A 12,152-nucleotide genomic window follows, 5' to 3' on the forward strand; every position below is an offset into this window, starting at 1 on the left:
TCACCCATTCCTATTATTTAGAATAGCCATGGTTGTTTCTCGTAATTCAGATTTTGGAATGAACTTTTCCGTTAGCATTTCAGGGATGATATTTTCTATGAAATCCTGAACTGAGCTAAGGTGATCAAATTGCATGATTGTCTCTAATGACATTTCATATATTTCAAAGAATAGTTGTTCTGGATTACGTTTTTGAATTTCTCCAAATGTTTCATACAATAAATCTATTTTATCGGCTACCGAAAGTAATTGGCCTTCTAAAGAATCGTCCTTACCTTCTTGTAGCCTTTCTCTATAGATAGCTTGATATGGTTCTGGAATCTCTTCATTTATAAAATGATCCACCATTTCCTCTTCTACTTGTGAGAATAATTTCTTTAATTCTCCACTAGCATACTTTACAGGTGTTTTGATATCTCCTGTAAATATTTCTGCAAAATCGTGGTTTAATGCCTTTTCATATAAGCTTTTCCAATCCACTTCATTCCCATGATACTCTTCAACTGTACCTAAATATTGAGCTATTTTAGTCACTTTGAATGAGTGGGCAGCGACGTTATGCTCGAAATACTTAAATTTACCTGGCAATCTAATTAATTTTTCTAAATCAGACAAGCGTTTAAAATATTGATGTACTCCCATGACATCGCCTCCTAGTTTATTTAATGAATCATTATACTTGTTTTTATAATATCACTCAACAAATAAAATGTCTTACCAATATCCTTAAAAATAATTATTTATTTGTATTATAAACACACTTCTTTAATTAATATAATAAAGGAGTGAGACAATGAAATCATTGTCCCACTCCCTTAAACACAACTTTCAGGTTAGTTAGTCACTTCTTCAGCCTTAATTTTATTATATAAATATTGTTCGTGATTCTACTCATTATGTCACAAAAGAAGATATCAACCTATTTATTCTCAATCCAACTGAAAGCTATAGTATTAGCTAATGAATGTAATTATATTGTCCTGTGTTATGTACCGTTCTATAGGATTTTTGTCCTACTCCTTGCCAGTTCATTTCTGACACAAGAATCGATCCATCTGAATTTTTACGTTCCACTACACCTACATGACCATAGCTACCAGCATTACTTTGGAAAATAGCGCCAACTTCTGGCGTGTGGTTTACTTGATATCCATTTTGGCGAGCTGCTGAAGCCCAATTATTCGCATTTCCCCATAAATTACCAACTGATTTTCCTAATTGCTGGCGTCTATCGAAAGCGTAATATGTACACTGTCCCCATGTGTAATAGTTATTGCCATTTGAAGCTTGTTGTACTGGGCTATAGTGTTTTGTGTCTTCCGCATTACCATCGACATACACATGTTGATTATCTCCACCTGCATCTTGTGTGTTAACATTTGACCAGGTTTGCGGTACCACAGACGTCACGTTAGTTGATGTTGTAGCACGATGTGGTATTGACTGTTCACTAATTGCTTCATTGTAATTACTATTAGAGGTATTGCTTTGTCCTTGGATTTGCTCATTAAACATTTGCTGTAATTGATTGTTTAAATGTGCTGAACCTTTTTCAGAAACTGCGATAAGCTGACCAGGATATATGATTTCGCCTATATTTGGGTTCAACTGGTTAAGTTGCTCAACTGTCAGTTGATGTGCAGTTGCAATACTTTGAACGGAATCACCACCTTTTACTTCTACAATATCATTGTCTGGTAATACTAATCTTTCCCCTGCTTGTACATATTCTCTATCATCTATTTGATTTAAATTTTGAATTTCATTAGTTGATGTTGCAAATGCTTGAGCTATATCTGTTAATTTAGCATTTTCCTTTACTGTATGGATTTGGTCTGCTGATGCTATACCATTTATACCAAAAAACATTGCTGCCGTAGTTATAGAAAATGTTAAGCCTTTCTTCATTACATATTTCATCCTTTACTTTCTTAATTTTAATCAAGAATAATATAGCATATCCTCCATAGCCATATGTGTTTGTTATTATACTGTAATACAACAGTCAATTTTCAATTTTAACGAATAATTTTATATCGTTTAATTCTCGTCTAATCCCTTGATAAAACTATGTTTGAATAAAGATTATTATTCTGCGAGTATCAGACTATGTAATATTAAAAAATGCATTTTACATCCAACTATTAAAGTTTTAAAGACATTAAAATATATAATTATATATTTTCACTCTATTTAACGAATAGACTGCCTATCCATTTGTTAAAGTTCGCATATCTTTTCTTAACATTCACTAAAAAATCCAAAAAAATAAGGGATGAAATAGCAATCAACATGTTAAATTTAATCGCTATCACATCCCCTCTATACATAGTAAGCTTCAGCTTGCTACTTTATATCATATATTTAATTACATTCATGCTTATTTTTCACTATGGTCCATCTGACTGCGTAAATATGCTTCTATAAACGAACTAATGTCTCCATCCATAACCGCATCAACCTTACCAGTTTCAGCATTAGTACGATGATCTTTAACCATGGCATATGGGTGGAATACATAAGATCTTATTTGACTACCCCAGCCTATATCTTTTTGTTCTCCTCTAATTTCTGCCATTTCTTGTTCTTGTTCTTCAATTTTTAATTGATATAACTTAGATTTCAAAGTCTTCATAGCAGCTTCTCTGTTTTTAATTTGAGAACGTTCGTTTTGGTTATTTACAACTATACCAGTTGGATGGTGAGTTATTCGGATAGCTGATTCAGTTTTATTGATGTGTTGTCCACCTGCACCTGATGCTCTAAAAGTATCAATTGTAATATCATCTTGATTAACTTCAATTGCTATCTCGGTATTATTAAATTGTGGGATTACATCACATGATGCAAATGATGTATGTCTACGACCTGAAGAATCAAATGGAGAAATTCTAACAAGTCGGTGCACTCCCTTTTCAGCTTTTAAATAACCATAAGCATTATGACCTTTTACGATTATCGTTACACTTTTAACTCCAGCCTCATCTCCAGGTAAATAATCAGCAATTTCTACCTTAAACCCTTTTTGCTCACAGTAACGCTGGTACATTCTTAATAACATGTTAGTCCAATCTTGTGATTCGGTACCACCTGCACCTGGATGTAACTCCATAATTGCATCGTTCGTGTCATATGGACCATCTAACAATAATTGTAACTCGAAGTTATCTAACTGGCTTTCAAACGTATGAACGTCTTCTTCCAATTCTTGTTTCATTGTGTCATCATTTTCTTCTAATAGTAATGCTCTTGTGGTGTCCATGTCTTCCAGAGTTGATTCAAGTGATCTATAAGCATTCACAATTGATTTCAAAGCATTGTTCTTATCAATTACCTCTTGCGCTTTATCTTGATTATCCCAAAAAGTAGGATCTGTCATCATCTCTTCGAATTCCTTAATATTCGTCTCTTTTTCTTCTAAGTCAAAGAGACCCCCTAAGTTGTTCTAATCTTTCTCTATAAGCATCAATATTTCGCTTGATTTCTGATAATTCCATTTTGCATCTCTCCTATTATCATTTAAATGAAGTACTTACAAAACATACTTATTCATCTTATTTATTTTATCCAATATCACTATTCTACATAACTCGCGGTTAACATTTCAACTTTACACTTAATCTCCTCCGTTTACCTGTAATGTTGTAGAACAAAAATAAAACCGGAAGTTAATGATACGACTATCAAAGCTCCCGGTTTAATTTATAATCACATGTGTTACGCACCGTGACAGTTTTTATATTTCTTACCACTACCACAAGGGCAAGGGTCATTTCTACCAATATGTTCATCTTTAACATATGGTGACGATTTAGCTTTTTCTTTGCCATCTTCTGCAGAAACGTGTTCAGCTTTACCAAAGTCAGTAGCTTTGTCTCTTTCTACATCATCTTCAACTGATACAACTGATTTAAGAATATATTTACTTACGTCTTCTTCAATATTTTCCATCATTGTATCAAACAATTGATGACCTTCATTTTGATAATCACGCAACGGATTTTGTTGTCCATAAGAACGTAAATGTATACCTTGTCTAAGTTGATCCATCGTATCGATATGGTCAGTCCAATGTGTATCAATAGAACGTAGTAGTATCATACGTTCAAATTCGTCAAATTGCGTACCAATTTTCTCTTTTTGGTCTTTTAACGCTACTTCAACTTTATTCCAAACGATTTCAATAATGTCTTCTTTATCTTTCCCTTTAATGTCTTCAACTTTTAAGTCGCCTTCATTTAAAAATACATCATCGACATAATTAATGAATGGTTCATAATCAGGTTCGTCTACTTCTTCATTCACATGATAGTGAACACTTCTCTCTAATGTTGAATGAAGCATTTGATCGACTAAACCACCACTTGTATCACTATCAATAATATTATTACGCTCACTATAAATAATTTCACGTTGCTTGCGTAATACATCATCAAATTCAAGAACACGTTTACGCGCATCGAAGTTATTACCCTCAACACGTTTTTGTGCAGATTCCACTGCACGTGAAACCATCTTAGACTCAATTGGTGTAGAATCATCCATACCTAAGCGATTCATCATATTTTGTAAACGCTCTGAGCCGAAACGCACCATCAATTCATCTTGAAGTGATAAATAGAAACGACTATCACCTTTATCACCTTGACGACCAGAACGACCACGTAATTGGTCATCGATACGACGAGATTCGTGTCTTTCCGTACCAATCACTGCGAGTCCACCTATTTCTTCAACGCCTTCACCTAGTTTAATATCTGTACCACGACCTGCCATATTCGTAGCAATCGTAACAGCGCCACGTTGGCCAGCATTGGCAACAATATCTGCTTCACGTTCGTGATTTTTAGCATTTAATACATCATGACGTACGCCATTTTTCTTCAATAAGTTAGAGATGTACTCACTGGTCTCCACTGCCACGGTACCTAAAAGTACAGGCTGACCTTGCTTATGCTTTTCAATAACATCTTCAACTACTGCATCGAACTTACCTTTTTGACTAATGTATATCAAATCGGGTTTATCTATACGTTGAATCGGTTTATTTGTAGGTATTTGAGTCACAGTCATGTTGTATATATTTCTAAACTCTTCTTCTTCCGTTTTTGCAGTACCCGTCATACCTGATAATTTATTATACATTCTAAAATAGTTTTGGAATGTAATAGATGCCATTGTCTTAGATTCATTTTGAATTTTTACGCCTTCTTTGGCTTCAATAGCTTGATGTAGCCCTTCAGAGAATCGACGTCCCGGCATTGTACGACCTGTAAACTGATCGACAATAAGCACCTCGCCGTCATTGACCATGTAATCTACATCTCGTTGTAATGTTACATGAGCGCGTAATGCAGTATTAATGTGACTAATAATATCGACGTTTTTCACATCATATAGGTTATCAATTTTAAACATACGTTCAGCTTTATCGATACCTTGTTCTGTTAATTGAACTGCTTTTGTTTTCTCATCAAAGTTATAGTCATCTTCACTTTTTAGCATTTTTGCGAAAACATTTGCTTGTGTATAAAGGGAAGTAGATTTCTCTGCTTCACCTGAAATTATTAATGGTGTACGTGCTTCATCGATTAAGATAGAGTCAACCTCATCAATAATAGCAAAGTTTAACGGTCTCATAACACGCTCTTCTGCATAATTCACCATGTTATCACGTAAGTAGTCAAAACCTAGCTCATTGTTTGTACTATACGTAATATCACATGCATAGGCTTCTCTCTTTTCATTTGTTGTCTTACTATTTAAATTTAAGCCAACAGATAATCCAAGAAACTCATATAATTCAGCCATTTCTTGGCTTTGAACACTAGATAAGTATTCATTGACCGTAATTACGTGTACGCCACGCCCTGTTAAAGCATTTAGATAAACTGGCATCGTTGCTGTTAATGTTTTACCTTCACCAGTTCTCATTTCTGAAATATCGCCACCATGAATTGCGATACCACCCATAACTTGTACTTTGTATGGAATCATGTTGAACACGCGTTTTGAACCTTCTCGTACGATTGCAAAAGCTTCTGGTAAAATATCATCTAGTATTTTATTTTGTTTTTTTATATCTTCTTCAGCTTGTAATTGTTCTTGAAATGCTTTTGTTTTCCCTTTAATTTCTTCATCAGTTAATATCGACATATCCTCTTCTAATGCAAGGACTTTGTCGGCTAATTTACCAAGGCGTTTTATTTCTTTTTTATTGCCATCTGCAATTTTTGATAAAAAACCCATTTTGTTCGCTCCTTTAGCTTAATAACTCTTAGCTTACAACAACTTATATTATCATTAATAAGCTTAAATTTACACTTATAGACTTCAATATATATGTTGATTGTGACATCAAACATAAACTTAGTTATTTTTTAATTCGTCTTCGAAACCCTGTTCACTAAAAATATACACAATTTCATGTATAACTTTCAAATTATTTTATAGTAACATAGCAAAAAATGAGCGTCCACGATTTAACACAATCATGAACGCTACTGTTATTTAATATGAAACTAAATTAAAATGTTATTCAGTTGTTTCAATTAGCCCATATTTACCATCTTTTCTTTTGTAAACAATGCTTGTTCCATCTGTTTCACGATCTGTAAAAATGAAGAAATCATGTCCTAATAGGTCCATTTGTAATACTGCTTCTTCTGAATCCATTGGTTTCAAGCTGAAATTTTTAGCACGAATAATTTCGATTTCATTTTCAGAATCGTCATTTTGAATTTCTACTGCTTCATTTTCTTCTGGTAGTGATGCAAATGCTTCTTGCTCACCACGGTTTCTATTTCTACGATTTACGCGTGTTTTGTATTTTCTAACTTGTCTTTCTAGTTTGCTATTAATTAAATCAATGCCTGCATAAAAGTCATCATTACGTTCTTCAGCTCGTAAAGTAACATTTTTCAATGGAATAGTTACTTCTATTTTAGTAGCTGAGTTTTGGTACGTTTTTACTTTAACGTGTGCAGTTGCATTTGGCACATCGTTAAAATAACGTTCTAGTTTACCAATTTTCTCCTCAATATAGTTGCGAATCGCATCAGTAATAGTGAGGTTCTCCCCGTGAATTTCAAATCTGATCATAATAATCGACTCCTTTAAAACCTCTATATTGGTAATATTGCTTACTCTTATAATACCACTTTTATGTTATCGTGCAAACGTAAACACATCGAATTTTCTGATTTTTCTAATAAGTAGTGTTGCTAACGCATTATGAACTGTTAATCCTGTAGTATATATATCATCTACAAGTAAAACATTTTTGTTTTCCAAATCTATGTTTCGCACAATTTCAAATGGATTGGTCAGCTCCGCACGATGTAATTTATTTAATACGGATTGTTTCGGTCTCACTTTTGCTATTAATAGAGATTCATACGCTACATTCATATGATCTAAGACACACGTCACAGGATTAAATGTACGTGCCTGATCTCTTTCTCTCGATGACGGTATAGGTATGACATAATCGTATTTCATTTTAGGCAGTTGCATTTGTGCTGCTAATACTTCAGCAAGTGCCACATCTTTCATAAATTTATATTCATGTAATAACTGTTTTACAATACCTTGATATTGGTAATTACAGTAAAGTTGATGCATTAGTTTAAATTTTGACGCCAAAAACTTACAGTCTAAGCAAGCTGTTTCATTTATATCTAATCGTTTCAAACATCGCTGGCACCGATTTTCTGATGACAGCTTAGCCTTTTCCCACAGACCTAAACAACTATCACAGAACTTTGACGCTTTTTTATAGAATGTTTTAGCATTAAACTGTTCAATATATATTGTTTGGCACTGTATACATTTAGTCATCTATCCACCCTTTTTCACGAGCCAATTGATTCATACGTTTAATGTTTTTACGTGCCTGTAACATTTTAAATGTGATACCTTCATGCAAAAACAAAACAAGTCCACTGGGGTCTTCTCTCTTGCGTCCAACTCTCCCAGCTATTTGAATCAATGCATTGGTTGAAAAGTTATTACTGTTGCACACTATAACGTCTAAATTAGCCATCGTAAAACCGCGTTCTAATATTGTAGTCGTAAACACAATATGATACTTTCCATTTCTTAAGTCTTTTACTTTTTCCAAGCGATAAACATCATCACTGTGCACATAAGTTATTGACTTGAACCGAGTTTTGTATTGGTTATAAGTTTCTTTCATTAATTGAATATTGTTAAAAAATACGAGTGTATAACGTTGATTAGTAATTTGCTTTCTTAAAATACTAAATAGTTTCCTTTGTATTTGGTGAGGTTTTAAGTTGAAGTATTTAAAATGAGGTATCGGAAGGGAGTGTCTATGAAAACGTGCAGGTAAGACAATCACATCAATATAATTCAATCTTTGGAGTAAGTTTTTCGATGGCGTAGCAGTCATATAAATATGAGAACAATATTTATTTGAAGCGTGTTTAACCGCTTCAAATAAAGAAGGGTCTATGTCTAAAGGAAAAGCATCTACTTCATCAACAATAATTAAATTAAAATGCCTTTTGAAACGATATAACTGATTTATTGTTGCTACGATGAAATGTCCATTATATTTTTGTCCATGCCCTTGGTATAAAACATCAATATCTTCTTGCTGAAAGGCTTCTGCAATTCTCATGCTCACCTCGATAACTACATCCATTCTAGGAGAAACAACGGCAACATTAAATCCTTGACTACGTGCATATTGAATAGCTTCAAATATCATCTCCGTCTTTCCTGCACCTGTCACTGCATATAATAACTTTGAACGAAATGCCTTTGTAGCAGCTAAAATTTCATTTGATGCATAGCTCTGTTGTTCCGAAAGGTTAAATTGCAATTGAAATGTGCCCGACGAAACGCAATTTTGTGATGCTGTGATGAAAACAGAGTGAACACTGTCCATTCTTCCTAAATTAATACAATTTCTACAATAAACAATATACTTATTTAAAACTTCTGAATAATATTTATAGTAATGGCTTGGTTGATTAGTATGACATTGCATACAATACCACTTATTCTTTTTTATAATTACACCTTTTGATACATGACTTATCGTTTCATTTGTTAAAAGTGATTTATCTAAAATTAATCTACCATAGTATTTTATCGCTCTTTACCTCCAAATAAAGACATGTGGCAACAAAGCCAAACATGTCTTTATTATAAAATATTATTTTGTACGAATATTACGCCCTACATAACCTAATCCAATTCCACCTGAGCCTAGATGAGCTGCGATTACAGGTCCGAAACTAGAACGATAGACTGGATATTGCGCATATTTTTCTTCTAACTCATGTTGAATCCAATCTGAGTCTTCCGCGATGTCGCCCTCGATAACAAATAATGTTGCTTCTTCAAAATCTTTTACTTCTGCAATAACTTTATCAATCATTTTACGTAATGCGCGTTTTTTTGTTCTTACTTTCTCGTCAGGTACTATTTTACCATCTTCAAATTTCAATACTGGCTTCATTTTCAGCATTGTACCAATCCATGCTTGTGCACCTGTGATTCGTCCACTTTTTTGCAGATTTTTTAAGTCATCCACCATTAAAACCGCACCAGTATCTTCTCGCATCGCATATAACTCTTCAATGATTGCTTGTGGTTCATAGTCTTGTTCAATCATTTCAATGGCCTTGAGTACATATGCACCTTCAACCATTGCAGCTAATTTTGAATCGAATGTATGAACATTGATACCTTCTACCATTTCTCCAGCTTGAGTAGCTGTTTGATAACAACCACTAATACCTCCAGATAAGAATACACAAATAATATCTGTATAACCTTCTTCACGTAGTTGCTCGAAATTCTCCAAAAAATCTCCAATCGCGGGTTGGCTAGTTGTTGGAATAGTATCAGATGTTTTCATGCGTTTATAAAATTCATCCGTTGATATTGTTGCATTCTCAACAAAATTTTCTCCAGAATCAAAAGTGACACTTAATGGGGCTACTTTTATATTATATTTTTCAATTAATGTTTGAGATAGATAACTCGTTGAATCTGTCAAGACAGCGATTTTCATCATAATCCTCCTCAATTATACTCACAACTATAATACCTTACTTTTGCTTAAAAGAAAATTTATTTTAACATTTAATCTATAATTCAATACAGTGTATAATATGAGTTAATAACTGATTCACTGAAAATGACTAAACGTATAATACATACTCGAGGTGACTATAAATGGATGACACAATCAAAACAATTAAACAAGAACATACGATTGAAAATATAATTAGTAAGTCGCGTTTTATAGCGCATATTAAACCTGTTGAATCAGAAGATGAAGCAAAAGATTTTATTGCAGCTGTCAAAGCAAAACATAAAGAGGCTAACCATAACTGTTCGGCATACACAATTGGTGATCAAATGAACATTCAAAAAGCAAATGATGACGGTGAACCAAGTGGTACAGCCGGCGTACCAATGTTAGAAATTCTAAAAAAGCTTGAAATCCACAATGCATGCGTCGTGGTTACACGTTACTTCGGTGGAATTAAATTAGGCGGTGGCGGCTTAATACGCGCTTATAGTGGCGCTGTGAGAGATGTCATATTTGATATCGGACGTGTCGCTTTACGCCCTGCTATACCTACTACTGTAACTATAGGTTATGATTTAACAGGTAAGTTTGAATACGAGTTAGAAAGCACACCTTTCTTATTGCGCGAGCAAAACTACACGGACAAAGTGAGTTATCATATTGATGTTGTAACTTCCGATTACGATATCTTTCTAACATTTTTAAATCGCACTACTTCAGGTAATTATAATTTAATTGAGGGCGAGACAGTTCGTCTGCCTTTCGATATTCCTACAAATTAACGTTTGAGTCATTAAATTAACTTTCGATTAATATATTGTCTTAAATTTTAAGCATAAAAAAATACACCTCCAATAATATGGAGGTGCACTTTTATTACTATGACTAATTTTCAGATTGTTACTTGTGATAATCGTCATGCTGTTCTTTATTTTCAATTAATTTTAATAATGGTCTATAATCATCATCAATCAATCCCGTAAATTCTACGATAAGTTCAATTGTGATTAAAATCAAAATAAACATCATGAGTACGCCCCACGGTTGAGATAGATATAAAATTATACTAGCAAGACTAAATAGTATTGCTATAGAATATATCAATAGTACAGTTTGACGATGTGAATAGCCAAGTTCTAAAAATTTATGATGTAGATGAGATTTATCAGCTTGCATAATATGTTGACCTTTCTTCACACGACGAATCATAGCAAAGAGCGTATCAATAAATGGTACAGCTAAAATAACAATCGGGAAGAATAATGATACAAAGGTAATATTTTTAAATCCGAGCAACGATAAGAAACCTACGATAAAACCGACAAGCAAAGCACCACTATCGCCTAAAAAGATTTTTGCTGGATGGAAATTAAAGAATAAGAATCCTAGAAGCGCTCCAATTAAAACACTACAAATCATCATAATGAATATATTTGCTTGTAAGATGGCGATAAAACCTATCGTCATTAATGCAATCATTGAAACACCAGATGCTAAACCATCTAGTCCATCTATTAAATTAATCGCATTAGTAATTGCCACAATCCAAATAACTGTAATCGGTATGCCTAGTATACCAAAATGAATCGTCGGCCCAATAGGTAAAGAAATAAAATCAATAGTCACACCATAATAAACAACAACAAGTGCTGCAATTACTTGTCCTAATAATTTAATTATTGGTTTCAAATCATAAATATCATCTATGAGTCCCACCAAGTAGATTAACACTGACCCAATAACCAGAGGTTTAACTTCCGTTTCTATAGGATGTCCAAGCCATATCCCTACTAAAAATGATATGAGTATTACAGTTCCACCAAGTACGGATATAGGTTTAGTATGTACCTTTCTAAAATTCGGTTGATCCACAATCCCTAATTTATGTGAAACCTTTATAACTATTGGTGTAAGTATCAAACTGACAATCATTGAAAAAATGATTAATAATAATGTATACATCAGTTCACCTTCATTAATATAATTCTATTTTATTTTTTGATTTCAAAATTCTAAGTTAAAAATAATTATTTAAACTAATTGTAAGCTAATCATCATCTTATTTATCCGCTTATGTAAA

At 33.3% G+C, this 12,152-nt stretch carries 10 protein-coding genes; 1 reads left to right on the forward strand and 9 read right to left on the reverse strand.

All coding sequences use genetic code 11. From position 1 onward, the window contains the following. From ACM591_RS11445 to fakB1, 8 genes are all read right to left on the reverse strand, one after another. Nucleotides 1-642, reverse strand: coding sequence for a YfbR-like 5'-deoxynucleotidase (locus ACM591_RS11445; protein ID WP_029377670.1), 642 nt, complete (start codon nucleotides 640-642; stop codon nucleotides 1-3). A gap of 315 nt (nucleotides 643-957) precedes the next feature. Continuing rightward, nucleotides 958-1,908, reverse strand: a complete 951-nt coding sequence (locus ACM591_RS11450) for a COG3942 and LysM peptidoglycan-binding domain-containing protein (protein WP_038678146.1) — start codon at nucleotides 1,906-1,908, stop codon at nucleotides 958-960. Between the two features lie 472 nt (nucleotides 1,909-2,380). Beyond that, nucleotides 2,381-3,497, reverse strand: a protein-coding gene (gene prfB / locus ACM591_RS11455) for a peptide chain release factor 2 (RefSeq protein ID WP_099265805.1) whose coding sequence is annotated in 2 segments (ribosomal slippage) — nucleotides 2,381-3,424 and nucleotides 3,426-3,497 — 1,116 coding nt in all. Because the reading frame shifts where the segments join, the coding sequence is not laid out codon by codon here. A gap of 220 nt (nucleotides 3,498-3,717) precedes the next feature. Next, nucleotides 3,718-6,249, reverse strand: a complete 2,532-nt coding sequence (gene secA / locus ACM591_RS11460) for a preprotein translocase subunit SecA (RefSeq protein WP_029377673.1) — start codon at nucleotides 6,247-6,249, stop codon at nucleotides 3,718-3,720. A 285-nt stretch (nucleotides 6,250-6,534) separates the two neighbouring features. Beyond that, complete coding sequence (gene hpf / locus ACM591_RS11465; RefSeq protein WP_326026798.1) at nucleotides 6,535-7,101, reverse strand: ribosome hibernation-promoting factor, HPF/YfiA family; 567 nt, start codon at nucleotides 7,099-7,101, stop codon at nucleotides 6,535-6,537. A gap of 66 nt (nucleotides 7,102-7,167) precedes the next feature. Further along, nucleotides 7,168-7,839 (reverse strand): ComF family protein, encoded by a 672-nt coding sequence (locus tag ACM591_RS11470; protein ID WP_326026799.1) that lies wholly within the window; start codon nucleotides 7,837-7,839, stop codon nucleotides 7,168-7,170. Then, entirely contained in the window at nucleotides 7,832-9,016 is a 1,185-nt protein-coding gene (locus ACM591_RS11475) for a DEAD/DEAH box helicase family protein (RefSeq protein WP_260987848.1), read from the reverse strand. The genes ACM591_RS11470 and ACM591_RS11475 overlap by 8 nt, the downstream gene beginning before the upstream one ends. Before the next feature lie 168 nt (nucleotides 9,017-9,184). Next, on the reverse strand, nucleotides 9,185-10,048 hold the full coding sequence (gene fakB1 / locus ACM591_RS11480; protein ID WP_101103892.1) for a fatty acid kinase binding subunit FakB1: 864 nt from the start codon (nucleotides 10,046-10,048) through the stop codon (nucleotides 9,185-9,187). A gap of 164 nt (nucleotides 10,049-10,212) precedes the next feature. On the opposite strand from fakB1, the gene ACM591_RS11485 reads away from it, so the two are divergent. Further along, complete coding sequence (locus ACM591_RS11485) at nucleotides 10,213-10,854, forward strand: YigZ family protein (protein WP_038678138.1); 642 nt, start codon at nucleotides 10,213-10,215, stop codon at nucleotides 10,852-10,854. Nucleotides 10,855-10,972: 118 nt separating this feature from the next. Here the strand turns inward: ACM591_RS11485 and ACM591_RS11490 are convergent, their stop codons facing one another. Further along, entirely contained in the window at nucleotides 10,973-12,034 is a 1,062-nt protein-coding gene (locus ACM591_RS11490) for a glycosyltransferase family 4 protein (protein ID WP_029377678.1), read from the reverse strand. Nucleotides 12,035-12,152: the final 118 nt, after the last annotated feature.

The sequence above is a fragment of the Staphylococcus sp. Ze2 genome (assembly GCF_048568365.1).
GTDB classification, from domain to species: Bacteria; Bacillota; Bacilli; order Staphylococcales; family Staphylococcaceae; genus Staphylococcus; species Staphylococcus xylosus.

Excerpts from the sequence above, each read along its gene's own strand:
- ACM591_RS11490 (WP_029377678.1), bottom strand. The coding sequence starts at position 12,034 with ATGTATACATTATTATTAATCATTTTTTCAATGATTGTCAGTTTGATA.
- hpf (WP_326026798.1), bottom strand. The coding sequence starts at position 7,101 with ATGATCAGATTTGAAATTCACGGGGAGAACCTCACTATTACTGATGCG.
- ACM591_RS11485 (WP_038678138.1), top strand. The coding sequence starts at position 10,213 with ATGGATGACACAATCAAAACAATTAAACAAGAACATACGATTGAAAAT.
- ACM591_RS11450 (WP_038678146.1), bottom strand. The coding sequence starts at position 1,908 with ATGAAGAAAGGCTTAACATTTTCTATAACTACGGCAGCAATGTTTTTT.
- secA (WP_029377673.1), bottom strand. The coding sequence starts at position 6,249 with ATGGGTTTTTTATCAAAAATTGCAGATGGCAATAAAAAAGAAATAAAA.
- fakB1 (WP_101103892.1), bottom strand. The coding sequence starts at position 10,048 with ATGAAAATCGCTGTCTTGACAGATTCAACGAGTTATCTATCTCAAACA.
- ACM591_RS11475 (WP_260987848.1), bottom strand. The coding sequence starts at position 9,016 with ATGCAATGTCATACTAATCAACCAAGCCATTACTATAAATATTATTCA.
- ACM591_RS11445 (WP_029377670.1), bottom strand. The coding sequence starts at position 642 with ATGGGAGTACATCAATATTTTAAACGCTTGTCTGATTTAGAAAAATTA.
- ACM591_RS11470 (WP_326026799.1), bottom strand. The coding sequence starts at position 7,839 with ATGACTAAATGTATACAGTGCCAAACAATATATATTGAACAGTTTAAT.